Genomic DNA, 25,393 nt, shown 5'->3' on the forward strand with positions numbered 1-25,393 from the left:
ACGCGCGCGGGGCAAATGGCGGACATGGACCTGCACGCCAGATACCCCGCAATTTCGGACCTCAAGGCCCGCGCCCGCCAGCGCCTGCCGCGTTTCGTATGGGAATATCTCGACAGCGGCACCGGCACCGAACGAACCAGCGCCGAAAACGGCCGCGCGCTGGCCGGCGTCAATCTGATGCCCTCCATCCTGCACGGCGAATTCACACCGGATCTGAGCGTGCAGTTGCTGGGCCAGACATTGCCCCTGCCCTTCGGTATCGGCCCGGTGGGCATGTCGGGCCTGATCTGGCCGGATGCCGAGGCGCATCTGGCGCGGGCAGCGGCGGCGGCGGGCATCCCTTACACGCTCTCGACCGTGGCCAGCCAGACGCCCGAGGATGTCGGCCCGCATGCAGGTGCACATGCGTGGTTCCAGATGTATCCGCCACGCGATCCCGCAATTCGGACCGATATGCTGAACCGGGCGCGGGCTGCCGGGTTCGGCACGCTGGTGCTGACCGTTGATGTGCCGGTCGCCTCGCGGCGCGAACGGCAGGTGCGCTCGGGGCTGACACAGCCGCCACGCCTGACGCCTCGCCTGATGGCGCAGGTGGCGATGTGTCCGGCATGGGCGGCGGGCATGGCGCGGCGCGGCTTGCCCCGGATGAAAATGATCGACAGCTATTCGGGCGAAACCAAGGGCCTGCCGTCGAACGGCCACGCGGGCTATCTGCTGCGCACGTCGCCGGATTGGGACTATCTACACTGGCTGCGCGATGCATGGGACGGGCCATTCGTGGTCAAGGGCGTGCTCGATCCCGATATGGTGCCGCGCCTGCAAAGCGCCGGGGTCGATGCGATTTGGATCAGCAACCACGGTGGCCGGCAGTTCGACGCCGCCCCCGCCACGATCGACATGCTGCCCGCCCTGCGCGCACAAACCGACCTGCCGTTGATTTTCGACGGCGGCGTGACCGGCGGGCTCGATATCCTGCGCGCGATGGCACTCGGCGCCGATTTCGTAATGCTGGCGCGCCCCTGGCACTATGCGCTGGCGGCCCTTGGACCGACCGGGCCAGAGCATCTGACCGACATGCTGCGGCTCGACCTGATTGCCAACATGGGTCAGCTAGGCACCCGGTCGCTGAAAGACGTGCCGTCGCGTCATCTGGTCGGGTAATATCCCTACCCGATCGGGCAGGAATTGCCCCCCGACCGGGATAACCGAGCGGCCCGGCTATTGCGCAAACCATGCACAAATCCTACAAACTGCGAAAGATTTACGCTGCGCTGCGGCAATATTCAGCTAAACCAAGGCGCATGATGGCAAGAATCGGCAAGGGAGAGATAGACCAGTGACTGAATTCCGGAAAATCCTGATCGCCAACCGAGGTGAGATCGCTATCCGCATCATGCGCGCCGCGAATGAACTCGGCAAGCGAACCGTTGCGGTCTTTGCCGAAGAGGACAAGCTGAGCCTGCACCGCTTCAAGGCGGACGAGGCGTACCGCATCGGCGAGGGCATGGGACCGGTTGCCGCCTATCTCAGCATCGAAGAGGTCATCCGCGTCGCGCGCGACTGCGGCGCCGATGCAATCCATCCCGGATATGGCCTGCTGTCTGAAAACCCCGACTTCGTCGATGCCTGCGTCGCCAATGGCATCGCTTTCATCGGCCCGCAAGCCGACACGATGCGCGCGCTTGGTGACAAGGCCAGCGCCCGCCGCGTGGCGATCGAGGCCGGCGTGCCCGTCATCCCCGCCACCGATGTGCTGGGCGACGACATGGACAAGATCCGCGCCCAGGCCGCCAAAGTCGGCTATCCGCTGATGCTCAAGGCATCCTGGGGCGGCGGCGGGCGCGGCATGCGCCCGATCGAGTCCGAGGCTGAACTGGAAGAAAAGGTGCTGGAGGGGCGTCGCGAGGCCGAGGCCGCCTTTGGCAACGGCGAGGGCTATCTGGAAAAGATGATCACGCGCGCCCGCCACGTCGAGGTGCAGATCCTCGGCGACAAGCATGGCAATATCTACCACCTTTTCGAACGCGACTGCTCGGTCCAGCGGCGCAACCAGAAAGTGGTCGAACGCGCGCCCGCGCCCTATCTCACCGAGGCGCAGCGCGAAGAAATCTGCGAGCTTGGCCGCAAGATCTGCGCCCATGTCAGCTATGAATGCGCCGGTACGGTCGAATTCCTGATGGATATGGAGACCGGCAAGTTCTATTTCATCGAGGTCAACCCCCGCGTGCAGGTAGAGCATACCGTCACCGAGGAAGTCACCGGCATCGACATCGTTCAGGCGCAGATCATGATCGCCGAAGGCAAGTCGCTGGCCGAGGCCACCGGCAAGGACGCGCAGAGCGACATCCGCCTGAACGGCCACGCGTTGCAGACCCGGGTCACCACAGAGGATCCGCAGAACAATTTCATCCCTGACTATGGCCGCATCACCGCCTATCGCTCGGCCACCGGCATGGGCATCCGGCTTGATGGCGGGACCGCCTATGCCGGCGGGGTGATCACCCGCTATTACGACAGCCTGCTGACCAAGGTCACCGCTTGGGCACCGACCCCGGAAAAGGCGATTGCCCGGATGGACCGCGCGCTGCGCGAATTCCGTATTCGCGGCGTCAGCACCAATATCGCCTTTGTCGAGAACCTGCTGAAACACCCCACGTTCCTGAACAACGAATACACCACCAAGTTCATCGACGAGACGCCCGAGCTGTTCCAGTTCTCGCGCCGGCGCGACCGCGGCACCAAGGTGCTGACCTACATCGCCGACATCACCGTGAACGGCCACCCCGAGACCAAGGATCGGCCGAGTCCGCGCGCAAACCTGCGCAACCCGCGCCCGCCAGAGCCGCAAGGCGAGCCGACCATGGGCACCCGCAACCTTCTGGAGCAGAAGGGCCCCGCCGCCGTCGCTGACTGGATGAAAAAGCAGAAACGCCTGCTGATCACCGACACCACGATGCGCGACGGTCACCAATCGCTGCTGGCCACACGGATGCGCAGCCACGACATGATCAAGGTGGCGCCGACCTATGCCGCCAATCTGCCGCAACTGTTTTCGGTCGAATGCTGGGGCGGTGCCACCTTTGATGTGGCCTACCGGTTCTTGCAGGAATGTCCGTGGCAGCGGCTGCGCGACCTGCGCGCGGCGATGCCCAACCTGATGACCCAGATGCTGCTGCGCGCCTCGAATGGCGTAGGTTACACCAACTATCCCGACAACGTCGTGCAGGAATTCGTGCGCGTCGCGGCCAACACCGGCATCGACGTTTTCCGGGTGTTCGACAGCCTCAACTGGACCGAGAACATGCGTGTCGCGATGGACGCGGTAATCGAATCGGGCAAGATTTGCGAAGGCACGATCTGCTACACCGGCGATATCCTGAACCCTGACCGTGCCAAGTATGACCTGAAATACTATGTCGGCATGGCGCAGGAGCTGGAAGCCGCAGGCGCGCATGTGCTGGGGCTCAAGGACATGGCCGGGTTGCTGAAACCCGCAGCGGCCAAGGTTCTGATCCGCGCCCTCAAACAAGAGGTCGGCCTGCCGATCCACTTCCACACCCACGACACCGCCGGCATCGCCTGCGCCACCATCCTTGCCGCCGCAGACGCGGGCGTGGATGCTGTCGATTGCGCGATGGACGCGCTCAGCGGCAACACCAGCCAGGCCACACTGGGCAGCGTCGTCGAGGCGCTGGCCCATACCGACCGGGACACCGGGATTGATATCAGCGCGGTGCGCGAAATCTCGGATTACTGGGATGCGGTGCGGGCCCATTACGCGGCCTTCGAGAGCGGCATGCAGGCGCCCTCCTCCGAGGTTTACCTACACGAAATGCCCGGTGGGCAGTTTACCAACCTCAAGGCGCAGGCACGCAGCCTCGGTCTGGAAGATCGCTGGCCCGAAGTGGCTCAGACCTATGCGGACGTGAACCAGATGTTCGGCGATATCGTCAAGGTCACGCCCAGCTCCAAGGTGGTAGGCGACATGGCGCTGATGATGGTCAGCCAAGGCCTCAGCCGTGCCGAAGTCGAAGATCCCGCACGCGATCTGGCGTTTCCCGAATCTGTCGTGGACATGATGCGCGGCAATCTCGGCCAGCCTCCAGGTGGCTTTCCGGCGAATATCGTCAAGAAAGTGCTCAAGGACGAGGCCCCGAACACGGAGCGCCCCGGCAAGCACCTGCCGCCGGTCGATCTGGAGCAGACCCGCACCGATCTGATCGCCGAGATGGAAGGCAAAGCTGTCGATGACGAGGATCTCTGCGGGTACCTGATGTATCCCAAGGTGTTTCTCGACTACATGGGGCGCCACCGTCTCTATGGTCCGGTGCGCAGCCTGCCGACGCATACCTTCTTTTACGGCATGCAACCGGGCGAAGAGATCACTGCCGAAATCGATCCCGGCAAGATCCTCGAAATCCGCCTGCAGGCAGTGGGTGAAACCGGCGAAGATGGCGAGGTCAAAGTCTTCTTCGAGCTGAACGGCCAACCGCGGGTGATCCGGGTGCCGAACCGTCTGGTCAAGGCGACGACAGCGGCGCGGCCCAAGGCCGAGGCCAGCAACCCGTTGCATATCGGCGCGCCGATGCCGGGGGTCGTGGCCAGTGTGTCCGCAACCGTGGGCAAGCAGGTCAAGGAAGGCGATTTGCTACTGACCATCGAAGCGATGAAGATGGAAACCGGCATTCACGCCGAACGCGATGCGACCGTCAAGGCCGTGCATGTCCAGCCGGGCGGGCAGATCGACGCCAAGGACCTGCTGATCGAATTCGAATAACCTCGCCATGGGAGAAGGCCGATGCAAAAGATCCTGGTTTTTACCGACGTCCATTTTGTCGAACATGGCCAGCGCATCGGCCACCTTGATCCCGAAGACCGGCTGCTGAGCGGTTTGCGCCACGCGCTGGCCGAAGTGCCCGATGCGGAGCGAATCGTGATCTGTGGCGATCTGGCACATCACGGTCGCCCCGCGCAATATGAACGGTTGCGTGCCGCGCTGGCCGATTGCCCGATTCCGGTGCATCTGATGATCGGCAACCATGACCGGCGCGCGGCGTTTTGCGCGGCCTTCCCGGATGCGCCGCTGACCCAGGCGGGGCATGTGCAACAGGTGATCGACACCGGCGACTACCGGCTGATCCTTCTCGACACAGTCGATGAAGACGCCGAAATCAAGCATAGCGGGCGGCTCTGCACCGCGCGGCTTGACTGGCTTCGCGCAGCGCTGGACGGGGCCGGCACGCGCCGGGTGATAGTCTTTGCCCATCACCCGCCGATGGATGTGGGCTTTGCCTCGATGGACCGAATCGGGCTGACCAACAAGGCCGAGTTGCTGGCCCTGCTGGACGCCTACCCGCAGGTCTGCCAGATCATCAGCGGCCATGTGCACCGGACGATTTCAGGCGGCGCGGGCGGCATTCCCACCGCCCTCTTCAAGAGCAGCTGCCATCAATCGCCGATCCTGCGTCCGGGAATGGACGAACATACCTCGATCGACGAGCCGGGTGCCTATGGCCTGCTCTACCTGACTGGCGCCGGTGTGGTCGTGCATTCAGAAGATTTCGACATCCCCGGCCGGCAGGCCCTGTTCTACGACTGACCCGCCAGCACGCCCGGCCGCGCAAAATGACGCTTCTCGCACGGGCACAGGCCCCGGAGGCCCTGCCCCGGACCCCGGATATTTGTGTCCGGAAGATTCTGGGCAAAAAAATGCCATCAAGGCGCGATTTGCACTTGCCACCACCGCGCGGAGTTCGTATCTCGGCCCTACCCAAGGACGCGGGTGTAGCTCAGGGGTAGAGCGTTACCTTGCCAAGGTAAATGTCGTGAGTTCGAATCTCATCACCCGCTCCAAATTCTTCCAATCATACATAGCATAATCGGCCATTGAGCCGCCTCTCCCCCGAAGGAACTTCGGCACCGGTCTGCGCGTTGCGTAGGTGACCTAGCCTACCTTGCAGGAGACACTCCATGCTGGACATCACCGGCCTCGGTGGCCTCATCCTGTTGGCCCTCGATCTTTGGGCAATCATCTTGGTCATCGGCCTTCGACAAGCACCGGACACAGTGGGCGTGGCGCATGAGCCATGATAGGCTGCGGCCATGACCGACACCCTCCCTCATCAGAGCGCCCCGAACGCTACAGACGCCGCCCACCCTTCACGTCTGGGCTGGCGCGTCTGGTGGCGAGTAGCGCGCCGGGTAATGCAGCAAGCGGACGAGCGCAACTTGGGTCTGGTGTCTGCCGGCGTCGCCTTTTACGCGCTGCTGTCGATCTTTCCCGGTCTTGCTGCGATCATAGCATTGTGGGGCTATGTGGCGGACCCTGTCATGATTGCCCAGCAGATGAGCATCGCCGAACAATTCCTGCCCTCAGAGGCCTTCGCCATCCTGAACGATCAGGTGAGCGTACTTGTCGCCGCCAACAACTCTGCCCTGCAAGTGACCAGCCTCGTGTCGCTGCTGCTGGCAATCTGGACCGCCCGCAACGGCATCGCCGCGTTGATCCGCGGGCTGAACTCGATCTACAGCCAGAAACATCGGCGCAATCCGCTGCGGCGCTTCGCGGTGGCGATATTCCTGACAGTCCTGTTGATCCTGGTGGGGGTCTTTGCCTTTGCCTGCATCGTGATCCTGCCCGCCATGCTCGCCTTTCTGGCGATCCCGGCGCTGACCGAGATGATCATTGCCGCGGTGAAATGGGTGGTGGTGTTGCTGGTGGTCTTCTTCGGCATCTGCCTGCTCTATCGCTACGGCCCCAACCGACGCGGCGCACGGGTGCCATGGCTGACGCCGGGGGCGGTTCTGGCACTGGTCCTCTGGGCGGCAGGGTCGGCTGTATTCACGATCTATCTGCGCAACTTCGGAAGTTTCAACGAAGTCTACGGCTCGCTCGGGGCGGTGGTGGCATTGCTCTTCTGGCTGTATCTCAGTGCGTATGTGGTACTGCTGGGCGCACAGGTGAACGCCGAACTGGAATTGTCGACCACGCATGACACGACCGTTGGCGCATCGGCCCCGCCGGGGCGGCGGCAGGCCTGGGTGGCCGATCACGTGCGCGATGCAGACGGGACCGCCCGCCTGGCGAACGATTCGGGTGAAGAGCCGGGCGACGGCCCGCATCCCGAAACACTTGCCGGGCCGGACAAGAAATCCTGATCCTGACCGGAACGAAATGCCGCCCGGCGGTGTTACCCTGTCAGACCGGCAGTCTGCCTTGCCGCGTCTCAACCCCGGACACGCCGCGTTCCCTCCCTGACCCGGCATCGTCCTGCCGCACCCCTTGTGTCCCTCCCGGTGTGGCATTGGCCCCTGCTGCCCAGCGCGGCGGGGGCTTTTTCGTCTGTTTCGGTACAGGGGCACGGCAGAGCGAGCAGTCCATTCACCACAAGGATTCGGGGCGCAGAGCCCCCGTGACGCCATCAAATTGATGGCTGATCCTGCGCCTCTTCGGTGGCCGCGTCGTCCGTTTCAAAAATATCGAGCATCGCCATCGTGATGACCAGAACCGGGATCGCCACGATACCGCCAATCGGCCCCCACAGCCACAGCCACACGACCAGCGACACGAACACCAAAAGCGGATTGACCGAGATGTGCCGCCCGACAAGCGCTGGCGTGATGAATTGACCCTCGGCCATGTTGAGGCACAGGAAAATCAGCGGCGGTGCCAGAACCGTCGGCCCGTCAAAGGCCACGATCCCGGCCACCAGCAACCCAGCCGTGACCGCCATCGGCCCCAGATAGAGTACGAAATTGAGCCCGGCGGCAACCACGCCCCAGACCAGCGGCGCGGGCAATCCGACAATGATCAACGCGCACGCCAACGCTGCGCCAAGCGCCACGTTGATGATCGTCACGGTCAGAAAGTAGCGCGAGACCAGCGCCTCGGCGGTTCTGAAACGCCCGCGCACGCGGCCTGCATCCTGCGGGCTGCCTGTGACGCGGTCCGAAATCCAATCGTAAATGTCCCGACGCGTCAGCAGGAAGAAGAACAGAGTGCCCAGAAAAACCAGCGCCTGCGCGATGATCACCGGCGCGAAAAACAGCGCGTCGGTCAGCTTTGGCATGCTTTCGGAAACGTCCTCGCCGCCCCCGGTTCCGGCCCCCGAATTCGTGCCCAATGCCTCCTCGACCTCTTGGTTCACCTCTGACAGGCCCTGTATCAGGTCGCGGAATTGCTCGACAAAACCGCGCAATTCCCAGCGGATCCGCGGCAGTGTCTCGACCAGTCGCCAGATCAATGGCTCGACAAGGAATGCAACGACCCCGACCAGCAACATGCACAGCACGACGACTCCGGTAGCCACCAGACCGTTCGGCCATCCCAGCCGTTCAAACATGCGGCCGAGCGGCGACAGGATCACGCCGGTGACCAGTGCCAGCACCATTGGCGCCAGGATATCTTCGGCCAGTTTCAGGGTGACAAAGGTCGTGACAATCGCAAGAATGACAAGGGCGGTGCGCTGTACCGCGTCGCGGTCGGAACTGATGGACATCTATGGCACCTTTCAGGGTGGAAAGCCCGGCACCCGCATCCCGGGGCCGCGCCAGTAAAAACCGGCATCAATCAGATCAGCGGGCGCAAGACCGGCTCGCGCGCCTCGCTGAGTTCCGCCATCGCACACAGCTTTGGATAGGACAGGATCTTGAGCTGCCCGTCGCGCCAGATGGCAATCTCGCGTTCGCGCAATTTCTTCAGCGTCTTGTTTGTGTGCACCAGTGACAGGCCCAGCGCATCGGCGAGATCTTGCTGCTTGTACGGCAGATGCATCCCGTCCTTTGTCACAAGATCAATCGCCAAGGCCCGGTCATGTAGCCTGACAAAGGCGCGGGCGACCCGGCCCAGCCCGTCCATATGGCCGACGGCAGCCAGGCTCTCGCCCAGAAAATGCTCTTCGACAGCGGCCAGCCAGGTCAGGTCAAACGCGCGTTCAGGGTAATCGCGAAACATCGTCCAAAGCGCCTTGCGGTCGAAAACGCACAAGGTCATGTGCGTCGTCGCCTCGACCGAATGCTGCATTTCGTGCATGACACCTGCCTGCAAGCCGATGAAATCGCCCGGTAAAACAAAATTCAGGACCTGCCGCTCGCCGCTTTCGAATGTCTTGTAGCGCAGGCCCATGCCACGCAGCGGCGTGTAAAGCTGCGGGCTGTTGGACCCTTCCATCATGAGCGTGGTCCCGGCATCCACTTTCAATTCCCCGACCTTGAAGCTCTGCATGAAATCGACCTCGCGGTCGGTCATCTTGACGAAGATGGGAAATTTTCTCAGTGGGCAGCGCCGGCATTCCGTCTGCATCATCTATCTCCTCCACACACGTCATAGTTTAATGCGCGACACGTCGTTTTGTTCCATCATCGCGCGACAGTCTGAGGATGAAGAATGATGGACACCATGTGCCTGGCGACGCCTGCCGACACGACGGATACTGCGATGCGGGTCTATCTCGTGCTCGAATCGAATCCGCTGATCGCCGCCGACCTGATCGGAACGCTCGAGGCGGCCTTCACCTGCCGGGTCGTTCATGCCAGATCCGCCGCGCGGATTCCCGAGGCGCTGGCCGATATCCGCGCGGTTTCTGCCGCATTCCTTGAAATGCGCGCCGAAGAGCTGGACCAGAGCGGGATGGGCAGGTTCCTGCGCGCACGTGGTGCGCAGCTGATCCTTACCTGTGATGAACCGGAAGGGGATGACGCTCCGCTTGCCCCGCCGCAGCCCGAGCGCGTGACCTTGCTGGCCCGCCCCTTTACGGACACCATGGTTCTGGCGTCGCTGGAAAATGCGCCGGCCCCGGACGGACCGGCAGCGGCGCACTGAAACCGCGGCAAGGCTAGCTGCCGCGGCCCGGTGACCGCGCTGCGCGCCCGGCCTGCATACCCATCGCGAAGCCTTCGGCCAGTTGTACCAACGGTGCCTGCGGCGTTGGCGTGGCACCGGGCGTGGGGCTTGCCGCCGTATGGGCGGAAGTATGCCCGCCCGACCGGAACGACGCCATCGCGAGCAGGATCAATCCCACCCCGCAATAGAGCGCGCCAATCACCACGGCCGCTGTAAGCGCTGTGGCAACGGTCACGATGAACAGCCACAGGGCCGCTGTCAGGAACGCCAGCCCCACCAACAACAGCACCATTGCGACCGATCTCAGCGCAGCGGCCCGCGCGGCTGCGCGGACCTCCTGCCGTAGTGTGTCGACCAAGCCCAGCATGCGCTATCTCCGCGCTGTCACGAGGCCGATGAGAAACCCGACACCGACGGCGATGCCGACGGCCATCGCGGGTTGCTGGCGGACCGCATCCGTTGCCTGGGCACTCAGATCTTCGGCACACGCCTGTGCGTCCTTCAGATGTTTCTCGCTCCGCGCCCTTACATCAGAAGCCGCATCACGCACCCGCGCCTTGGCCTGATCACGCGTCTCGGCCCCCAGATCCGCGAGGGTCCCGGTAATGGCCGCGATATCGCCCTTCAGTGCTTCGATCTGGCTTGTCAGCTCCTCGACGGTTGCCCCACCAGACTCTGCCGAACTTTTGGATTGTGCCATGTCGTCATCTCCATTTTGGTTTGCGTTATGCAACTTCTGCCCGGTCAACGCCGGGATCACCCAATGGTTCCCGCGTAATTTCCCGCGAAAGCGGGGCCGCGTCAGTCAGTCGCAGATTGGCCGAAACCCCGGATTTTCCGGAACCCGCTGCGGTTGCTCCGGGTTGCGCAGATAACGGAACCTACCGAGAGGGACTGGTGAGATGCTGTATTGGACCGCGATCTTTTTCATAATCACCCTGATCGCCGGGGCGTTCGGCTTTGTCGCGGCCGCATCGGCATCGGCCGGGATTGCCAAGATCCTTTTCTTCATCTTCTTAGCTCTATTTGTGCTCAGCCTGATCGCCTCTATCATCAAACACGCGCGCAGCTAGCCGCCCTCGCCCCCCCCCCTCACACCAAGATCAAAAAAGGCCCCCGCATCACCTGCGGGGGCCTCTTGTCTGTCCGGATACCGCGCGCTCAGGTCGACAGCGTCTGGGTGCTGGCAAAGAACATTGCCTGACTCACCGCAGAGCAGACCTGCTCTTCGGAATACGGCTTGGTGATTAGAAAGGCGGGTTCGGGGCGCTCGCCGGTCAGAAGCCGCTCTGGGAATGCCGTGATGAACACGACCGGGATATCGCCCTGCTCTTTGAGGATATGCGCAACCGCATCAATGCCAGAGGATTTGTCGGCCAGCTGGATATCGGCGAGGATCATGTCGGGGGGATCCTTGCGCGCCAGTTTGATCGCCGCGTCACGGGTGCGGGCGTTGCCGGTGACGCGGTGCCCCATCTGCTCGACGATCGCCATGATGTCCATCGCGATGATCGCCTCATCCTCGATCACCAGAATACGGCCGGTGACGGCCTTGGCCATTTCGGTGCGCGCAATCGTCAGCAACTCGGCTGCCTCATCCTTGCTCGCGCCGATCACCTCGGCAACCTGATCAATGGTCAGCCCTTCGATCGCATGTAGCAGCAGCACCTCGCGGCTGTGCTTGGTCAGCCCGGCCAGACGCCATTGTGCGCGCGCCTCTGGCGACCCATCGCCTTCACCATCGGTATGGTCGACCGGCGCCCCCGAAGAGACCCAGATCTGGTTGAACGCCTTGAACAAGGCCACTTTGGCCGATTGCGCGCTGTCAAACAGGCTCCGGTCCGCCAGTATCGCCTCAAGCGTTGCGGCGGCATAGGTGTCGCCGGTCTGCTGATTGCCGGTCAGCGCCCGCGCGTAGCGCCGCAAATAGGGCAATTCCTGCCCGATCTTGTCAGCTAGGTTTGCGTGTCCCATCGTTTGCGTCATGACATCCTCAATTTTTTTCGATGTTATCGGGAACCGAACGCCGCCCGGCGTGTTAGGTTCCCGACCATACGCGAAAATTCCATTCGCGCGCCGTAAAACAGTGATTGAAAGCGCAGAAGATCTGAAAATGCCAAACAAAGATAGAGTCAGCCGTGTGGAACAAGACATAGATACCAACCTACGCCGGGTATATTCCGAAGCCGTCCAGGAAAAGGTGCCCGACCGCTTTACCAAACTGCTGGAGCAATTGCGCCAGCAGGAAGCCGAGAGCGATGATAAAGAGGATGGGCACCAGAAGTGACCTCGCATTCAGACCCCAGAGACGAGTTGGTAACGCACCTGCCCGCCATGAGGGCGTTCGCCATGAGCCTGACGCGCAATTCAGCGACCGCCGATGACCTGGTGCAAGACGCCCTCGTCAAGGCCTGGAGCAATTTCGACAAGTTCCAGCCGGGCACCAACCTGCGCGCCTGGCTGTTCACCATCCTGCGTAACACCTTTTATTCGCTGCACCGCAAGCGCCGCCGCGAAGTCGAGGACCCGGATGGGGTGATGGCAGAGCAACTGTCGGAAAAGCCGCATCACGACGGTCGGCTTGCGATGAACGATTTCCGCACCGCCTTTGCCCAGCTACCCGACGAGCAGCGCGAGGCGCTCGTGCTGGTCGGCGCCGAAGGGTTCTCCTACGAAGAGGCCGCCGAGATGTGCGGTTGCGCCGTCGGCACGATCAAGAGCCGTACCAACCGCGCCCGCAAGAGGCTGGCGGAGCTGATGCATCTGGAAGACGAGGAAGAGCTGGAAATGACCGATGCCGCAACTTTGGCAGTTACGTCGGTTAAGCCCGCGGCATGAAACGGCTGCCAGCGGTAGACGGACAAAAACCGTATACACGGCTGGTTGTTCAATTGATCGCGATACTCAGCATCGCGATCCTTCCACTTGGGCTGATCTCGGTTTACCAGACGTCCAATGTCCTGCGCGAATCGCGGTCGTTATCGGCAACCGCGCTTCTGCAACGCACACAGTCCATGACATCGGCCGAACGCGAACTGATCCAGTCCGCCATTGGCGCGGCCAATGCGGTGTCCTCCGTGGCGACGGTCCTGCGCGCCAATGTCGAGACCTGCAACACCGTTCTGGCGGCGCTCGATCAGCAAAACGAACAGTACATCTTTGTGGGATATGTGACCGAGGACGGCGTGCTGCATTGTTCGTCGTCCGGGCAACGCGGCCAACTGTCCAAGGATGATATCTTTGCCGACAGTCAGGCCAACCACGCCCCGCGGGTCGAAACCCGCCCGAGCGAGGTTCTGAACGGGCGCATGGTGCTCAGCGTCAGCGTCCCGGTGATCGACAACGGGACATATCTGGGCGCAGTCTGGATCGCGATCCCCTACGCGATCGCCAACGAACTGCTTGTGGCGGGCAACGATCAGGCCGTTGATCTTCTGGTTTTCGATGCCAAGGGCCAGGTGCTGGCCACTCAGGCTTTTGACGATGACCGGCGCATGTCCCTGCCTGCCGACATGCAGCTGATCGATCTGGTGCAGGGTGACGCCCGCACCTTCCAGCACATGAACCGCGCCGGGGTAGAGCGTGATTTTGCCGTGGTCCCGATTGTCGAGGGCATCGTTTACGGCCTCGGCAGTTGGGAGCCGCAGCGCAGCGGCGCATTGCTCGGTTCGTCCTCGACCATCGCGCTCTACTTTCCTCTTCTGATGTGGGCGGTGGCGATGGTGGTGGCCTATTTCGGCATCAATCGCCTCGTGGTGCGGCACATCTACCGGCTGCGTAACTGGATGCGCATGTATTCCGCCGGTCGGATCGACTTTACCGATGCCAGGCTGGACAATCCCCCCGAAGAGCTGGAGGTCGTGGCCGAAGCGTTTCGCCGAATGACCCGCAGGCTGAGCGAACACGAACATCGCCGTGAAGAGGATCTGGCGGAAAAGACCGTCCTGCTCAAGGAGGTGCACCACCGGGTCAAGAACAACCTGCAACTGATCTCCAGCATCATGAACATGCAAATCCGCAAATCCCGCACCCCCGAGGCCCGCCTGCTTTTGCGCCGCGTCCAGGACCGGGTGATGGCCTTGGCCGCGATCCACCGCACGCTCTACACCGCGCGCTCCTTGTCGGTTGTGCAGGCCAACGACCTGCTGGAATCGATTGTCAGCCAGTTGGTCAAGGCTGGTGGCATGGAGGACGGGGATCGGCATATTTCGGTCTCGACCAATATCTGCCCGGCGGAAATCACCCCGGATCAGGCGGTGCCGCTCTGCCTGCTGGCAACCGAGGCCGCGATGAACGCCGTGAAATACGCCGGCCCCGCCGGGGGCAAGCCCGCATGGATGCAAATGGTCCTGCACGATCAAGGGGACCGGGTCTATTGTCTCAGCGTGGTCAATTCACGTGACGAATCGGCAGAGCCTGTCGAGGATGCCTCGCCCTCGGGGCTTGGCTCGCAACTGATCGATTCCTTCGTGATGCAGCTTGATGGCACGCTCGAAATCAACGATCTGCCCGACCGCTACGAGTTGCACGTCACATTCACGGCACATGACGCCGATACCTTCGTCGAGCAGGTCGATTACTGAAATCGCCCCACTTCCTGCCGGAACCAATGCTGCGCCAGTGCGTTCCACGACCAGCGCCCGCAACCAACCCTTGGAGATCCCGAATGACACCGACACTCCGCTGCATGATTGCTGCCTTCACGCTCTTTGGTCTCGCTGCCTGCGAAACCGTAGAGGGCGCAGGCAAGGACATCCAATCGGTTGGCAAGGCAATCAGCGATACTGCCGAGAGCTAAGCGGCAGCTCGCGCGGTCTGCGCGCTCTTGGCGCGGCAAGGGCTTGTGCCTATAAGGGCGGCACATTCCTCTGGACGAGAGATTGCCATGCGCCGCGCGACCGTGACCCGCAAGACCAATGAGACCGATATTTCCGTCGAAATCACCCTCGACGGCACCGGCAGCTACGACAACCAGACCGGGGTCGGCTTTTTCGACCACATGCTGGACCAACTGGCACGCCATTCGCTGATCGACATGAAGATACGCTGTGCCGGCGATCTGCATATCGACGATCACCATACGGTCGAGGATGTTGGCATCGCGCTGGGTCAGGCGCTGTCCCAGGCCCTCGGAGACAAGCGCGGCATCCACCGCTATGGCAGTTGCCTGTTGCCGATGGACGACGCGCTCGTGCGGGCCGCACTTGACCTTAGCGGGCGGCCCTATCTGGTGTGGAATGTGGATCTGCCCACAGCCAAGATCGGCACGTTCGACACCGAACTGGTGCGCGAATTCTTTCAGGCTTTCTCGACTCATTCGGCCATGACGCTGCATGTCGATGCGCTGCACGGAATCAACAGCCATCACATCGCCGAGGCCGCGTTCAAATCGGTTGCCCGCGCCCTGCGCGCCGCGATCGAGACCGACCCTCGCAAATCCGACGCAATCCCATCGACCAAAGGGGCGCTGTAGACCACATGACCACTGTCATCGTCGACTACGAAGGCGGCAACCTGCATTCGGCCGAAAAGGCATTCCAACGCGTGGCCCGCGAGGTCGGCGCCGGCGACGTTCGCGTGACCTCCGACCCGGATGTGATTCTGGGCGCAGAGCGGGTCGTTCTGCCCGGCAACGGTGCCTTCCCGGCCTGCCGCGAGGCGCTCTTTGATCATCGTGGCATCCATGAGGCCATCCACGAGATGGTGATCAACCGCGCGCGCCCGTTCATGGGCATCTGCGTCGGCATGCAGATGTTGGCCACGCGCGGGCTAGAATATACCGAGACCCCCGGCTTTGACTGGATCGCGGGCACGATCGCCCCCATCGCACCCGCAGACCCGGCGCTGAAGGTGCCGCATATGGGCTGGAACGATCTGGTGGTGGACCAAAGCCACCCGGTGCTGGACGGGATCACAACCGGTCAGCATGCCTATTTCGTGCATTCCTACCAGTTTCAGGTGACCGATCCGGCGCATCTGCTGGCGCATGTGGACTATGCAGGCCCGGTCACCGCCATCGTGGGGCGAGACAACATCATCGGCACGCAGTTCCACCCCGAAAAAAGTCAGGCCACCGGGCTGGCGCTGATTGCGAACTTCCTGCGCTGGCGGCCGTGAGCGATGGACGACGGGCGGCTACAACGCATCCTCGATCAGGTCGCCGATGCGGCTTTTGCCACAGCGGACAAGGGCCGCGTTGCCGATTATATCCCCGAACTGGCCGCCGTTGACCCCGACCAGTTCGGTATCGCCGTGGCCCGCCCCGGCCAGCCGCTGCTGACCGCCGGACGCGCGAACAAGCCGTTCTCGATCCAGTCGGTGTCCAAGGTTTTCACCCTCGCCCTGGCCTTGGGAACATTGGGCGACCGGCTGTGGAACCGCGTCGGCCGCGAACCGTCGGGACAGGCCTTTGACAGTGTGCTGCTGCTGGAACTGGAAAAGGGCCGCCCGCGCAATCCGTTCATCAACGCCGGCGCCATCGTGACCACCGACGCCATTCTCGAAGGCTCCGAGCCGAAAGAGACGCTGGCCTCCATCCTGCGCTTCGTGCGCGAGGCGGCGGGCGACGATTCCATCCATATCAACGAAAGCGTCGCGCAATCCGAGATCGCCACCGGCCACCGCAATTTCGCGCTCGCCCATTACCTGCTGTCGCATGACAACCTGCGGCATCCGCCCGCATTGACGCTGGGCACGTATTTCCACCAATGCGCCATCGAGATGACCTGTGCGCAGCTGGCCAATGCGGGCCTTTTCCTGACTGCCTGCGAGAATGCGCCGCGCATGGTCGCGCCCAGCCGTATCCGCCGCATAAACGCGCTAATGATGACCTGCGGGCATTATGACGGATCGGGCGATTACGCCTACCGTGTCGGCCTGCCCGGCAAGAGCGGCGTCGGCGGCGGCATCCTGACCATCGCGCCGGGCATCGCCTCTATCGCGGTCTGGGCGCCGGGGCTGAACAACTACGGCAATTCAAAGCTTGGAACCGAGGCGATGCAGCGCCTGACCGACCTCACAGGCTGGTCGGTCTTTGGCGCAGCGGCGAGCTGAGGCTTTTCTTGCCCGCGGGCGGGCACGTCACCGCCTCACTATCTGACCCGCTTCCAGGTCTGCCCCTGACAGACAGGACCGACGCAGCCCTTCACCTTCAGGCTGTTGCCGCTCAGCTTCATCTTGGCGTCATATTCCTTGCGGTGCGCCGGCACATAGACCCGGCCATCGCCGTAATTGCCGCCACCTTGAACCTGCATATCCCAGAACAGGCGCTTGCCGACATTGGGGGTCATCACCTCTTGGCCATCGGGCGCATAGGCTTTGATGATCGTGCCGCACATCATCGCGCCACACGGTTTGATCTCGATATGACCGATCTGGCCCTTTGCGTCGGGCGGCGCCTGCCACAGGCCCTCGACGGGGTCTTTGGCGAAAGCCGGGGCTGCTAGCAAAGCAACTGCGATCAGGGAGAAAAGAGTTGTTTTCACCGGCGTATCCTCCACCAGCGAACCCTCGGCCGGAGGGCGCGTGTCCCGGCTCGTGGCGCCGGAACAAACGTTGATCTAGGGCCGCAGCCGCCTTGCGTCCAGATAATTCACGCGGGCCGCCCTGCCCGCCTTGATTTACTGGGCAAGTGTGACGCGGTTGCCAGCTTTACTTGACCTTCTTCCAGGTGCCGCCGCTGCGGCAGATGCCCATGACGCAGCCATTGACCTGCAGCGTGTCACCGCTGAGTTGCAGCTTGGATTTGTAGGTCTTGCCGCGATCGGGCGAATAGACCTTGCCGCGATACTCGCCGCCGCCCTTGTTCACGGTCTCCGAGATCAGCTTGCGCCCGATATTATCGGATTTGATCTCTTTCCCGTTCGGGCCGTATGCCTTGACCAGCGTGCCGCACAGTTTCGCGCCGCAATTTTCCACCTTGATCAGGCCCGAATTGCCGTTGTCATCGGCGGCGGTGCGCCACATCCCCAGCAACGGCTCGGCCGCTGCCATGCCCGCTCCCATCAGAACCGCAGCCGCGGCCAGTGCAAACTTGTTCATGACGTATCCTCCTCAACTCTGGCGATCAGACTGCTTGCAATGCCCCCTGCGGATCAACAATGACGTTGGGTCGCGTTGCATTCCCGGCGGCCTCATGCATAAGACCACCCGTGAAACCCAACTCAGGAGAGGCCGATGATCCTCTATCCCGCGATCGACCTCAAAGACGGTGCCGCCGTGCGACTGCTGCGCGGCGACATGGCCAAGGCGACGGTGTTCAACGACGATCCGGCAGCACAGGCGGCCGAGTTCGTGGATGCGGGCTGCGAATGGCTGCATCTGGTGGACCTCAACGGCGCTTTTGCCGGCACCCCGGTCAATGCAGCCCCGGTCGAGGCCATTCTGAAGCGTTGCGCGGTGCCCGCGCAACTGGGCGGTGGCATCCGTGACATGGCCACCATCGAGATGTGGCTGACCAAGGGGCTGGCGCGAGTGATCCTGGGCACCGTCGCGGTCGAAAACCCCGATCTGGTGCGCGAAGCGGCCCGCGCCTTTCCCGGGCAGGTCGCGGTGGGCATCGACGCCCGCAACGGGCGCGTGGCGACCAAGGGCTGGGCGACTGAGACCGAAGTGATGGTCACCGACCTTGCCCGCAGCTTCGAGGATGCCGGTGTGGCGGCGATCATCTACACCGACATCAACCGCGACGGCGCAATGCAGGGCCCGAATGTCGAGGCCACGGCAGCGCTTGCGCGGGCGGTCGATATTCCGGTGATCGCGTCGGGTGGCGTCAGTTCATTGAAAGATCTCGTCGCCCTGCGCGATTGCGGCGCAGCGCTTGACGGTGCGATCTCGGGACGCGCGCTCTATGACGGCGCGCTTGACCTGCGCGCCGCACTGGCAACCCTCAAGGGATAGAGGCCCGGCGCCACGGCGCCGGAGCCTCCCCCAGAGCCTACATGCCCGAAGCCTTGCCCGTCAGCTTGCCCAATGCGCCGGTCATCTTGGCGATATACCCGGCATCGGGTGCGACGCCGCCCAGACCTGACAGCATGGCCTTGGGGTCCTCATAGGCCAGCCAGACCTGCCCGGCCCCGTCGCGATACACCAGTACCCGCAGCGGCAGGTAAAGCCCGGCCAGCGCATCGTCCTGTATCGCGGGCGTGCCCAGCTTGGGATTGCCAAAGATCAGCAGTTGTGCGGGATCAAGCGCCATGTCCACCGACGCCGCCCCGGCCGCGTGATCCACCCGGGCAAAGACCGTGGCCCCTGCCCCCGTGACCGCCGCCTCCAGCGCGTCCATCGTCGCGGCCACGTCCTGCGCCGATTTCACCTTTACGATATCGTCCGACATGGCCAGTGCCGGGGCTGCCATCCAGATCAGTGCGATTGCTGTGATCAAACGTTTCATCAAATTCCCTCCATCCAATTTCACCTCTACCCTCTGGCATCCGGGCGCGATTGCCCATAAACGATTGCGTGACACGCAAAGGGCGGCAAAACCATGCTCAAAACCCGTATCATCCCCTGTCTCGACGTGGCCGATGGCCGCGTGGTCAAGGGCGTCAATTTCGTCGGTCTGCGCGACGCAGGCGATCCGGTCGATGCCGCACGCGCCTATGACGCCGCTGGCGCGGACGAGCTGTGCTTTCTCGATATCCACGCCACGCACGAGAATCGCGGCACCATGTTCGATGTAGTCAGCCGCACCGCCGAGCAATGCTATATCCCGCTGACCGTGGGGGGCGGCGTGCGCACACCCGCCGATGTACGGGCCCTGCTGCTGGCGGGCGCCGACAAGGTCAGCTTCAATTCCGCCGCCGTGGCCGACCCTTCGGTGGTACGCGCTGCCGCCGATCAGTTCGGCAGCCAGTGCATCGTGGTGGCCATCGACGCCAAGACGGTCTCTCCCGGCAAATGGGAGATCTTCACCCATGGTGGGCGCAAACCCACCGGCATCGACGCCGTGGAATTCGCCCGGCTGGCGGCAAGCAACGGCGCGGGTGAAATCCTGCTGACCTCGATGGACCGAGACGGCACGCGCGCGGGCTTCAACCTTCCCCTGACCCGCGCCATCAGCGACGCCGTGAACGTCCCCGTGATCGCGTCGGGCGGCGTCGGTACGCTGGATCACCTCGTCGCAGGCGTGCTCGAGGGCGGCGCCAGCGCGGTGCTGGCCGCGTCTATCTTTCATTTCGGCGAATTCACAATCGGCGAAGCCAAAGAGCACATGGCCGCCGCCGGTATACCGATGCGGCTCGCAGCATGACGCTGGATGATCTCGCCACAATCGTCGCCGCCCGCGCGGATGCCGACCCTGACAGCAGCTGGACTGCCAAGTTGCTGTCCATGGGTCCGGAAAAATGCGCCGAGAAATTCGGCGAAGAGGCCGTTGAGGCGATCATCGAAGCCGTGAAAGGCGACCGCGCAAGGCTGACATCCGAAGCCGCCGATGTGCTGTTTCACCTGCTGGTCATGCTGCAATCACGCGACGTGGCACTGGCTGATGTCATGGCCGAACTTGAACGGCGGCAGGCCCAATCGGGGCTGGCCGAAAAAGCGGCGCGCACAGGCGGCACCGGAGACAGTTAGATGATCCGGCACATCGTCTTTTTCAGCGCCGCCGAAGGGGCGAGCGTGGAGCAAGTCCGCGACGGGCTGATGATGCTGGCAGACATTCCCCATGCGCTGCATTTCGAAGTGGGCCGCAACCTCGGGACAGACCCGATCAGCGGGCCTGCGCCCGATCTGGTGGTCTATGCCGAATTCGCCGACGAGGCCGCGCTTGCCGCCTACAAGGCGCACCCGATCTACACCGCCTGCATCGCGCGCGTGCGCCCAATGCGCGAGATGCGTATCGCGGCGGATTTTACCGCCAGTGGCACGCCCTGACGGCCGCCAGCGCAGGCCGCTACGGACCTACCCCAGGATCAATGTGATCCCCCAGAAGATCATCCCCGACAGGACCGCCGCCGCAGGCACGGTCACGACCCAGGCCGCGATGATGGTCATGAAATGCGACCGGCGCACCAGCTTGCGGCGCTGACGCTCTTCCTTGGAATACGAAGGACGGTCCGGCATGGTCAACCGTGCCTTTTTCAGCCGCCGCTCGGCATCCCATTCCCGAAAGAAGCCGACACCGAAGACCCCGCCTACGGCGATATGGGTCGAGCTGACCGGCAGGCCCAGCCAACTGGCGACGATCACCGTGATCGCCGCAGACAGCGCCACGCAATAGGCGCGCATCGGGTTGAGCTTGGTGATCTGGCCGCCGACCATGCGGATCAGCTTTGGTCCAAAGAGAAAGAGGCCGAACGAGATGCCCAGCGCACCGATCACCATCACCCAGAGCGGGATTCTGACAGCGCTCATGAAATCGCCCGATTGCGAGGCCTGCACGATCGCCGCCAGCGGCCCGACCGCATTGGCCACATCATTCGCCCCATGCGCAAAGCTGAGCAGCGCCGCAGAGATCACCAGCGGGACAGCAAACAGCGTCTTGAGAGATTTGTTGCGGTTCTCCAGCCCCACGGACTGCCGCGCGATCACCGGGATCATCGCGACCCAGATCGCCACACCGATGCCCGCTCCGATCAGCAATGCGGCGGTCAAATCGATGGCAATCAGATGCTTGAGCCCCTTGAGCGCCAGATAGGTGGCGAACGTCCCGGCCATGAGCCCGATCAGCACCGGCACCCAGCACCGCGCTGCTGCGATCTTGTCTTCCTGATAGATGATGCGCGTCTTGATCAGCCACAGGAACGCCGCCGCGATGATACCGCCCAGCAGCGGCGAGATGATCCAGCTTGCCGCGATGGCGCTCATCGTGGGCCAGTTGACCGCCGCGAACCCCGCCGCCGCAATCCCTGCCCCCATGACACCGCCGACAACACTATGCGTGGTCGAAACCGGCGCCCCGATCCACGTCGCCATATTGACCCAGAGTGCGGCTGCCAGCAGCGCCGCCATCATCGCCCAGATGAACACGGTCGCATTCGCCATGCTGTCGGGCGCGATGATCCCCTTGGCGATGGTCGAGACAACATCGCCGCCCGCAATCAATGCGCCGGCACTCTCGAATACGACAGCGATCACGATGGCGCCGCCCATGGTCAGCGCATTGGCCCCGACCGCCGGCCCCATGTTGTTGGCCACATCGTTGGCCCCGATATTCAGCGCCATATAGGCCCCGAGACAGGCCGCGATGACGACAATCAGCGTATTGTTGGCTTGTCCCAGGAACAGGGCCGCCGCCAGCCCGGCCAATATGACAAAGAGCAAGGCCAGCCCCGGTCCCACGATCGGCCGCGCGACATAGCTCGTCGCCAGTTCCAGGTTGGAATATCGCGCCAGGTCGCGGTCCAGCGTCTCAAGGTGACGCGGATCATTGTCATTCGGTGCGCTCATGTGGATTCCCCCGACCGCTGCGCGGCGACCTAACCGTGCAGCCGGGCAAAGATCAACCGATCAGAGACCCCATTCAGCAGGCTCTGGCCAGATTGTGCAAAATTGCCTTCAATTCCACTTCGTTTACCAGCTCCGCAGCCGCGCTCGGGCTCATCCATTTCCGACGACGCTGATGCGCTTCGGGAAACCGGGTCGCGGTCTTTTCGACCTCAACGGAATAAACCAGCGTCTCGACCGGGACCGCCAGTCCGGCGGGCATGATCTTGTCATAGCTGTAACTGCCGATCGGATTGCGGTTGGCGGCGGTGCCGGACACTCCGGCCTCTTCCCACGCCTCGCGCAGTGCCGCTTGCGGAGAGTCGAGCCCCCGTATCGGCCAGCCCTTGGGAATGATCCAGCGACCGGTGCCGCGACTGGTAACCAGCAACACCTCGGTCTCCTTGCCCGCGCCACGATGACACAGCGCTGCAACCTGCAGACGCTTTGGGCGCTGGAACATCGGCCGAACGTAGTCACCCCACGCCGCCGAGAGAAATCGGATCATGCTGATTGTACTCAGTTATTTATTTCTGCTGCCGGACAGAGATAGCGGTTGGCGCGCAAAATTGCAAATTCGGGCGCATTTCGGCGCGCAGCGCCTGCCGGGGCATCACAATTTCGACGAGATCACACCGGTATTGAACCCGCCCATGCGCAGCTCGCCAAAGAGGCGCTGATACTCGATCTTCGGGCAGCGGTTCATCACCACATCGACACCGCGCGCGCGCGCCACCTCGGCTGCGGCCTCATTTATGACGCCGATCTGCATCCAGATGGTTCCCAGATCGGGAAACCGCACCAGAGCCTCTTCCACGATGGGCGGCACATGTTCCGAGCGGCGAAAGATGTCGACCATGTCCACCTCACCCTCGATCTCTTGCAGTGACCCAACGACCGTCTTGCCAAACAGCACCTTGCCGACATGCCCCGGATTGACCGGAACCACGTCAAACCCCTTGAGCGTGAGGTAACGCGCCACGTAATAGCTGGGCCGTACCTCGTTCATCGACACGCCCACTACGGCGATGCGCCGGGTGCGGCTCAGGATACCTCTGAGAAATGCGTCGCTGTAGTTCTGGGTCATGACAGGCACCCTAATCGCCACAGCGCCACGCGCAAGCGGCTCTCACGGCGAAACGGCGGCCATCCGCAGGATTGCGCCAAGGCCAGTGCGTCCGGCACATGACGGACCGCCCGGCGAAGAAAAAGGCGCCCAAGGGGGACCTTGGGCGCCAGTCGCGGAACGAGGGACAGTGAAGTGAAGCAGCGCGGTTCCGTGTCGCTGCCTCAGAACTAGATGTAGGTACTCCGGACAACTTAAAAAGGCTTTGTAATAGAGCCGTGAACAATGTTGAAAATTTTGTAACAATTCTCGAAAAAATTAGGCAATGGGGCGTGAAGCGCAGCGCGTGGCGCCCCCGTCCCTCGGATCAGCAGCGCCCTGAGCGCGTCAGAATGCCCGCCGATTGCGATTCTCGGCATGACGTCACCCGCCACCCTACCCGCAATCTACCGGGGCTGAGACGCATACAGGGCCACTGCCGCCGCGTTCGAGACGTTGAGCGAGCCGAAACCACCGGAAAAGTCGATTTTCACCAGCTTGTCACAGGTTTCTCGCGTCTTCTGGCGCAGCCCCGGCCCCTCGGCCCCCAGAACCAGCGCCACGGGGCGGTCACGCAGCCCCTCCAGCGCGGTTTCGATCGTCACCTCTGCCTCTCCGTCAAGACCCAGCACCAGATAGCCCATACCCTGCAACTGCCTGATCGCGTCGCTCAGGTTGCGCACCTGCAGATAGGGTTGGCGTTCCAGCGCGCCGCTGGCCGTCTTGGCCAACGCGCCGGTCTCGGGGGCGCTGTGGTGGCGCGGCGCGATAACGGCACAGGCGCCGAACACCTCGGCCGACCGCAGGATCGCGCCGACATTGTGCGGATCGGTCACCCGGTCCAGCAAGACCACGCGCGGCGGGCGCTGCCCGTCGCCCAGGCACAGCGTCTCCAGATCCCCCCAGTTGAGCGGCTTGACCTCCAGCGCGGCCCCCTGGTGCACCGATTGCGGGTCAATCGGCGCGGCAAATTTGCGCGGGTCCGATATCTCGGGCGTCATCCCGGCGGCGGCGATGGCCTCTTCCAGCTTGGCCTGCGCGTTCAGCGTCACCACCAGCCGCAGCTTTTCGCGCGCCGGATTGGCCAGCGCGTCGCGCACCGCATGAAGCCCGAACAGCCACACGGTTTCGGCCGCCGCGGCCTTCTTGCCCTGCTCTTTGTCTATCACCCAACGGGGTTTTTTCATTGCGTGCCTCATTGCCCAGCCTCAAGCACCACAGGATGCGCGGGCCATCGCGTGCGCGCAAGGCATTTTCGGGGGTTGACGGGTCCGATGCCCGCTCGTAATAACCGCCCCACGTACAGGGCCTCGCCCTGATCGTGGGCGACAGGCCGCAAGGTGTGGCAGGGGACTGTAACTCCCTCGCGGAGACGCACGCCTGGTTCGATTCCAGGGTCGCCCACCATTTCTCTTTATATCAACTACTTAGATAGCGTTACGCTTTGGGGTGCCATAGAGATGGGCCATCACCCGTGCGACTTGCATCCTACCTAAGCCTAAGTAGACACGGCGTATATTACTTTCGGTGGCCGATACCGAAGGGCTTCCACCGCTGCACGACGAGAATGAGCAGATAGCTGATCTGCTTATTGGGTTGACCGAGGCCCGGAAGACATGGGGATTTGGACTATGCTTTTTACATCTGCGCAACGTGAAGGGGCCCCCATTGGACCACAAACGAGTTTACCGGATTTACTGCGAGCTTTAGCTGAATTTGCGCCCCTTTCGGAGCATTGCTGCGCAATACCCTGTCGGGTGATAATCACCCCCGGAAACGATTGAAGCGGGACAAGCCCGACGCGCTGGCGGTGCCAAAAGCGCCGAACATGATGTGGCCGATGGATTTCATGGCGGATCGCTTTGGGGATGGTCGCGCGTTCCGGCTTTTCAACGTGCTAGAGCGCGTTGCGTTCAATCGGTTTCATAGCCTGCGGCCCTGAAGAAGTTGTAGCATTCCTCGTCAGTGAAAAGATCACAGACGTGTCCTACGGCGCGCCAGAGATCGTCGTAGCTCCGGGCGGC

29 protein-coding genes, 2 tRNA genes and 1 pseudogene are annotated in these 25,393 nt (G+C 62.8%); 20 read left to right on the forward strand and 12 right to left on the reverse strand.

Features of this window, described 5'->3' with window-relative positions:
• The first annotated feature begins 15 nt into the window (after positions 1 to 15).
• The 5 genes from O3306_RS16860 to O3306_RS16880 all read left to right on the forward strand — a co-directional run bounded on the left by O3306_RS16860 (position 16) and on the right by O3306_RS16880 (position 7,158).
• Positions 16 to 1,161, forward strand: a complete 1,146-nt coding sequence (locus O3306_RS16860) for an alpha-hydroxy acid oxidase (RefSeq protein ID WP_272009472.1) — start codon at positions 16 to 18, stop codon at positions 1,159 to 1,161.
• 175 nt (positions 1,162 to 1,336) lie between these two features.
• On the forward strand, positions 1,337 to 4,777 hold the full coding sequence (locus tag O3306_RS16865; protein ID WP_272009418.1) for a pyruvate carboxylase: 3,441 nt from the start codon (positions 1,337 to 1,339) through the stop codon (positions 4,775 to 4,777).
• A 21-nt stretch (positions 4,778 to 4,798) separates the two neighbouring features.
• Complete coding sequence (locus tag O3306_RS16870; RefSeq protein ID WP_272009420.1) at positions 4,799 to 5,599, forward strand: phosphodiesterase; 801 nt, start codon at positions 4,799 to 4,801, stop codon at positions 5,597 to 5,599.
• Between the two features lie 179 nt (positions 5,600 to 5,778).
• Positions 5,779 to 5,853, forward strand: a tRNA-Gly gene (locus O3306_RS16875).
• Positions 5,854 to 6,102: 249 nt separating this feature from the next.
• A complete protein-coding gene (locus O3306_RS16880; protein ID WP_272009422.1) occupies positions 6,103 to 7,158 on the forward strand; it encodes a YihY/virulence factor BrkB family protein in 1,056 nt (351 codons plus the stop codon).
• A 263-nt stretch (positions 7,159 to 7,421) separates the two neighbouring features.
• Here O3306_RS16880 and O3306_RS16885 read toward each other — a convergent pair whose 3' ends face one another.
• Both O3306_RS16885 and O3306_RS16890 read right to left on the reverse strand, forming a co-directional pair.
• Positions 7,422 to 8,498, reverse strand: a complete 1,077-nt coding sequence (locus O3306_RS16885) for an AI-2E family transporter (RefSeq protein WP_272009424.1) — start codon at positions 8,496 to 8,498, stop codon at positions 7,422 to 7,424.
• Between the two features lie 71 nt (positions 8,499 to 8,569).
• Entirely contained in the window at positions 8,570 to 9,301 is a 732-nt protein-coding gene (locus O3306_RS16890; RefSeq protein WP_272009426.1) for a Crp/Fnr family transcriptional regulator, read from the reverse strand.
• A gap of 84 nt (positions 9,302 to 9,385) precedes the next feature.
• Between O3306_RS16890 and O3306_RS16895 the strand changes: the two genes are divergently transcribed.
• Positions 9,386 to 9,820 carry a hypothetical protein gene (locus O3306_RS16895; RefSeq protein WP_272009428.1) on the forward strand — a complete coding sequence of 145 codons (435 nt, stop codon included), beginning with the start codon at positions 9,386 to 9,388 and terminating at the stop codon, positions 9,818 to 9,820.
• A 13-nt stretch (positions 9,821 to 9,833) separates the two neighbouring features.
• On the opposite strand, the gene O3306_RS16900 is transcribed toward O3306_RS16895, so the two are convergent.
• On the reverse strand, positions 9,834 to 10,208 hold the full coding sequence (locus O3306_RS16900) for a phage holin family protein (RefSeq protein ID WP_272009429.1): 375 nt from the start codon (positions 10,206 to 10,208) through the stop codon (positions 9,834 to 9,836).
• A gap of 3 nt (positions 10,209 to 10,211) precedes the next feature.
• Complete coding sequence (locus O3306_RS16905; protein WP_272009431.1) at positions 10,212 to 10,541, reverse strand: DUF883 family protein; 330 nt, start codon at positions 10,539 to 10,541, stop codon at positions 10,212 to 10,214.
• A 202-nt stretch (positions 10,542 to 10,743) separates the two neighbouring features.
• Here O3306_RS16905 and O3306_RS16910 point away from each other — a divergent pair, with 202 nt between their 5' ends.
• Entirely contained in the window at positions 10,744 to 10,914 is a 171-nt protein-coding gene (locus O3306_RS16910) for a DUF1328 domain-containing protein (RefSeq protein ID WP_272009433.1), read from the forward strand.
• 88 nt (positions 10,915 to 11,002) lie between these two features.
• Here O3306_RS16910 and O3306_RS16915 read toward each other — a convergent pair whose 3' ends face one another.
• Positions 11,003 to 11,827: a response regulator gene (locus O3306_RS16915; RefSeq protein ID WP_272009435.1), complete on the reverse strand. Its 825-nt coding sequence runs from the start codon at positions 11,825 to 11,827 to the stop codon at positions 11,003 to 11,005.
• On the opposite strand from O3306_RS16915, the gene O3306_RS22420 reads away from it, so the two are divergent.
• The 7 genes from O3306_RS22420 to O3306_RS16950 all read left to right on the forward strand — a co-directional run bounded on the left by O3306_RS22420 (position 11,826) and on the right by O3306_RS16950 (position 16,894).
• Positions 11,826 to 12,128, forward strand: coding sequence for a NepR family anti-sigma factor (locus O3306_RS22420; protein ID WP_334312358.1), 303 nt, complete (start codon positions 11,826 to 11,828; stop codon positions 12,126 to 12,128). The two genes, O3306_RS16915 and O3306_RS22420, sit on opposite strands and share 2 nt — an antisense overlap.
• Positions 12,125 to 12,679: an RNA polymerase sigma factor gene (locus O3306_RS16925; protein WP_272009437.1), complete on the forward strand. Its 555-nt coding sequence runs from the start codon at positions 12,125 to 12,127 to the stop codon at positions 12,677 to 12,679. The genes O3306_RS22420 and O3306_RS16925 overlap by 4 nt, the downstream gene beginning before the upstream one ends.
• Positions 12,676 to 14,424 carry a sensor histidine kinase gene (locus tag O3306_RS16930; RefSeq protein ID WP_272009439.1) on the forward strand — a complete coding sequence of 583 codons (1,749 nt, stop codon included), beginning with the start codon at positions 12,676 to 12,678 and terminating at the stop codon, positions 14,422 to 14,424. Before O3306_RS16925 ends, O3306_RS16930 begins: the two co-directional genes overlap by 4 nt.
• An 83-nt stretch (positions 14,425 to 14,507) precedes the next feature.
• Positions 14,508 to 14,639 carry an entericidin A/B family lipoprotein gene (locus O3306_RS16935; RefSeq protein ID WP_442970015.1) on the forward strand — a complete coding sequence of 44 codons (132 nt, stop codon included), beginning with the start codon at positions 14,508 to 14,510 and terminating at the stop codon, positions 14,637 to 14,639.
• Positions 14,640 to 14,726: 87 nt separating this feature from the next.
• Positions 14,727 to 15,314 carry an imidazoleglycerol-phosphate dehydratase HisB gene (gene hisB, locus O3306_RS16940; protein ID WP_272009440.1) on the forward strand — a complete coding sequence of 196 codons (588 nt, stop codon included), beginning with the start codon at positions 14,727 to 14,729 and terminating at the stop codon, positions 15,312 to 15,314.
• Positions 15,315 to 15,319: 5 nt separating this feature from the next.
• On the forward strand, positions 15,320 to 15,958 hold the full coding sequence (gene hisH, locus O3306_RS16945) for an imidazole glycerol phosphate synthase subunit HisH (RefSeq protein WP_272009442.1): 639 nt from the start codon (positions 15,320 to 15,322) through the stop codon (positions 15,956 to 15,958).
• 3 nt (positions 15,959 to 15,961) lie between these two features.
• Positions 15,962 to 16,894, forward strand: coding sequence for a glutaminase (locus O3306_RS16950; protein ID WP_272009444.1), 933 nt, complete (start codon positions 15,962 to 15,964; stop codon positions 16,892 to 16,894).
• Between the two features lie 38 nt (positions 16,895 to 16,932).
• On the opposite strand, the gene O3306_RS16955 is transcribed toward O3306_RS16950, so the two are convergent.
• Positions 16,933 to 17,325, reverse strand: a complete 393-nt coding sequence (locus O3306_RS16955) for a DUF2147 domain-containing protein (protein WP_272009446.1) — start codon at positions 17,323 to 17,325, stop codon at positions 16,933 to 16,935.
• A 166-nt stretch (positions 17,326 to 17,491) separates the two neighbouring features.
• Positions 17,492 to 17,881 carry a DUF2147 domain-containing protein gene (locus tag O3306_RS16960; RefSeq protein ID WP_272009448.1) on the reverse strand — a complete coding sequence of 130 codons (390 nt, stop codon included), beginning with the start codon at positions 17,879 to 17,881 and terminating at the stop codon, positions 17,492 to 17,494.
• Between the two features lie 135 nt (positions 17,882 to 18,016).
• Here O3306_RS16960 and hisA point away from each other — a divergent pair, with 135 nt between their 5' ends.
• Positions 18,017 to 18,739 carry a 1-(5-phosphoribosyl)-5-[(5-phosphoribosylamino)methylideneamino]imidazole-4-carboxamide isomerase gene (gene hisA, locus O3306_RS16965; protein WP_272009450.1) on the forward strand — a complete coding sequence of 241 codons (723 nt, stop codon included), beginning with the start codon at positions 18,017 to 18,019 and terminating at the stop codon, positions 18,737 to 18,739.
• A gap of 37 nt (positions 18,740 to 18,776) precedes the next feature.
• Here hisA and O3306_RS16970 read toward each other — a convergent pair whose 3' ends face one another.
• Positions 18,777 to 19,232 carry a DUF302 domain-containing protein gene (locus tag O3306_RS16970; protein WP_272009452.1) on the reverse strand — a complete coding sequence of 152 codons (456 nt, stop codon included), beginning with the start codon at positions 19,230 to 19,232 and terminating at the stop codon, positions 18,777 to 18,779.
• Between the two features lie 93 nt (positions 19,233 to 19,325).
• On the opposite strand from O3306_RS16970, the gene hisF reads away from it, so the two are divergent.
• Genes hisF through O3306_RS16985 form a run of 3 tightly spaced genes read left to right on the forward strand, consistent with a single transcriptional unit; the run spans position 19,326 to position 20,713 of the window.
• On the forward strand, positions 19,326 to 20,090 hold the full coding sequence (hisF, locus tag O3306_RS16975; protein ID WP_272009454.1) for an imidazole glycerol phosphate synthase subunit HisF: 765 nt from the start codon (positions 19,326 to 19,328) through the stop codon (positions 20,088 to 20,090).
• Complete coding sequence (locus O3306_RS16980; protein ID WP_272009455.1) at positions 20,087 to 20,413, forward strand: phosphoribosyl-ATP diphosphatase; 327 nt, start codon at positions 20,087 to 20,089, stop codon at positions 20,411 to 20,413. Before hisF ends, O3306_RS16980 begins: the two co-directional genes overlap by 4 nt.
• A complete protein-coding gene (locus O3306_RS16985; RefSeq protein ID WP_272009457.1) occupies positions 20,414 to 20,713 on the forward strand; it encodes a Dabb family protein in 300 nt (99 codons plus the stop codon).
• Between the two features lie 27 nt (positions 20,714 to 20,740).
• Here O3306_RS16985 and O3306_RS16990 read toward each other — a convergent pair whose 3' ends face one another.
• The 4 genes from O3306_RS16990 to rlmB all read right to left on the reverse strand — a co-directional run bounded on the left by O3306_RS16990 (position 20,741) and on the right by rlmB (position 24,556).
• A complete protein-coding gene (locus O3306_RS16990; RefSeq protein ID WP_272009459.1) occupies positions 20,741 to 22,228 on the reverse strand; it encodes an inorganic phosphate transporter in 1,488 nt (495 codons plus the stop codon).
• 73 nt (positions 22,229 to 22,301) lie between these two features.
• Positions 22,302 to 22,772, reverse strand: coding sequence for an NUDIX hydrolase (locus O3306_RS16995; RefSeq protein ID WP_272009461.1), 471 nt, complete (start codon positions 22,770 to 22,772; stop codon positions 22,302 to 22,304).
• Positions 22,773 to 22,877: 105 nt separating this feature from the next.
• Positions 22,878 to 23,351 (reverse strand): CoA-binding protein, encoded by a 474-nt coding sequence (locus tag O3306_RS17000; RefSeq protein WP_272009463.1) that lies wholly within the window; start codon positions 23,349 to 23,351, stop codon positions 22,878 to 22,880.
• Between the two features lie 425 nt (positions 23,352 to 23,776).
• Positions 23,777 to 24,556, reverse strand: coding sequence for a 23S rRNA (guanosine(2251)-2'-O)-methyltransferase RlmB (gene rlmB / locus O3306_RS17005; RefSeq protein ID WP_272009465.1), 780 nt, complete (start codon positions 24,554 to 24,556; stop codon positions 23,777 to 23,779).
• 136 nt (positions 24,557 to 24,692) lie between these two features.
• On the opposite strand from rlmB, the gene O3306_RS17010 reads away from it, so the two are divergent.
• A tRNA-Tyr gene (locus O3306_RS17010) sits at positions 24,693 to 24,776 on the forward strand.
• Between the two features lie 141 nt (positions 24,777 to 24,917).
• Positions 24,918 to 25,290 (forward strand): annotated as a pseudogene (locus O3306_RS17015) (hypothetical protein); the annotation flags it as partial.
• Between the last annotated feature and the right edge of the window lie 103 nt (positions 25,291 to 25,393).

The sequence above is a fragment of the Roseovarius sp. ZX-A-9 genome (assembly GCF_028369135.1).
In the GTDB taxonomy this organism is placed as follows: domain Bacteria; phylum Pseudomonadota; class Alphaproteobacteria; order Rhodobacterales; family Rhodobacteraceae; genus Roseovarius.

Excerpts from the sequence above, each read along its gene's own strand:
- O3306_RS16950 (WP_272009444.1), top strand. The coding sequence starts at position 15,962 with ATGGACGACGGGCGGCTACAACGCATCCTCGATCAGGTCGCCGATGCG.
- O3306_RS16860 (WP_272009472.1), top strand. The coding sequence starts at position 16 with ATGGCGGACATGGACCTGCACGCCAGATACCCCGCAATTTCGGACCTC.
- O3306_RS16970 (WP_272009452.1), bottom strand. The coding sequence starts at position 19,232 with ATGAAACGTTTGATCACAGCAATCGCACTGATCTGGATGGCAGCCCCG.
- rlmB (WP_272009465.1), bottom strand. The coding sequence starts at position 24,556 with ATGAAAAAACCCCGTTGGGTGATAGACAAAGAGCAGGGCAAGAAGGCC.
- O3306_RS16990 (WP_272009459.1), bottom strand. The coding sequence starts at position 22,228 with ATGAGCGCACCGAATGACAATGATCCGCGTCACCTTGAGACGCTGGAC.
- O3306_RS16980 (WP_272009455.1), top strand. The coding sequence starts at position 20,087 with ATGACGCTGGATGATCTCGCCACAATCGTCGCCGCCCGCGCGGATGCC.
- O3306_RS16995 (WP_272009461.1), bottom strand. The coding sequence starts at position 22,772 with ATGATCCGATTTCTCTCGGCGGCGTGGGGTGACTACGTTCGGCCGATG.
- O3306_RS22420 (WP_334312358.1), top strand. The coding sequence starts at position 11,826 with ATGACATCCTCAATTTTTTTCGATGTTATCGGGAACCGAACGCCGCCC.
- hisA (WP_272009450.1), top strand. The coding sequence starts at position 18,017 with ATGATCCTCTATCCCGCGATCGACCTCAAAGACGGTGCCGCCGTGCGA.
- O3306_RS16915 (WP_272009435.1), bottom strand. The coding sequence starts at position 11,827 with ATGACGCAAACGATGGGACACGCAAACCTAGCTGACAAGATCGGGCAG.
- O3306_RS16905 (WP_272009431.1), bottom strand. The coding sequence starts at position 10,541 with ATGGCACAATCCAAAAGTTCGGCAGAGTCTGGTGGGGCAACCGTCGAG.
- hisF (WP_272009454.1), top strand. The coding sequence starts at position 19,326 with ATGCTCAAAACCCGTATCATCCCCTGTCTCGACGTGGCCGATGGCCGC.
- hisH (WP_272009442.1), top strand. The coding sequence starts at position 15,320 with ATGACCACTGTCATCGTCGACTACGAAGGCGGCAACCTGCATTCGGCC.
- O3306_RS16870 (WP_272009420.1), top strand. The coding sequence starts at position 4,799 with ATGCAAAAGATCCTGGTTTTTACCGACGTCCATTTTGTCGAACATGGC.
- O3306_RS16960 (WP_272009448.1), bottom strand. The coding sequence starts at position 17,881 with ATGAACAAGTTTGCACTGGCCGCGGCTGCGGTTCTGATGGGAGCGGGC.
- O3306_RS16985 (WP_272009457.1), top strand. The coding sequence starts at position 20,414 with ATGATCCGGCACATCGTCTTTTTCAGCGCCGCCGAAGGGGCGAGCGTG.
- O3306_RS16880 (WP_272009422.1), top strand. The coding sequence starts at position 6,103 with ATGACCGACACCCTCCCTCATCAGAGCGCCCCGAACGCTACAGACGCC.
- O3306_RS16910 (WP_272009433.1), top strand. The coding sequence starts at position 10,744 with ATGCTGTATTGGACCGCGATCTTTTTCATAATCACCCTGATCGCCGGG.
- O3306_RS16930 (WP_272009439.1), top strand. The coding sequence starts at position 12,676 with ATGAAACGGCTGCCAGCGGTAGACGGACAAAAACCGTATACACGGCTG.
- O3306_RS16890 (WP_272009426.1), bottom strand. The coding sequence starts at position 9,301 with ATGCAGACGGAATGCCGGCGCTGCCCACTGAGAAAATTTCCCATCTTC.
- O3306_RS16900 (WP_272009429.1), bottom strand. The coding sequence starts at position 10,208 with ATGCTGGGCTTGGTCGACACACTACGGCAGGAGGTCCGCGCAGCCGCG.
- O3306_RS16885 (WP_272009424.1), bottom strand. The coding sequence starts at position 8,498 with ATGTCCATCAGTTCCGACCGCGACGCGGTACAGCGCACCGCCCTTGTC.
- O3306_RS17000 (WP_272009463.1), bottom strand. The coding sequence starts at position 23,351 with ATGACCCAGAACTACAGCGACGCATTTCTCAGAGGTATCCTGAGCCGC.
- O3306_RS16895 (WP_272009428.1), top strand. The coding sequence starts at position 9,386 with ATGATGGACACCATGTGCCTGGCGACGCCTGCCGACACGACGGATACT.
- hisB (WP_272009440.1), top strand. The coding sequence starts at position 14,727 with ATGCGCCGCGCGACCGTGACCCGCAAGACCAATGAGACCGATATTTCC.
- O3306_RS16935 (WP_442970015.1), top strand. The coding sequence starts at position 14,508 with ATGACACCGACACTCCGCTGCATGATTGCTGCCTTCACGCTCTTTGGT.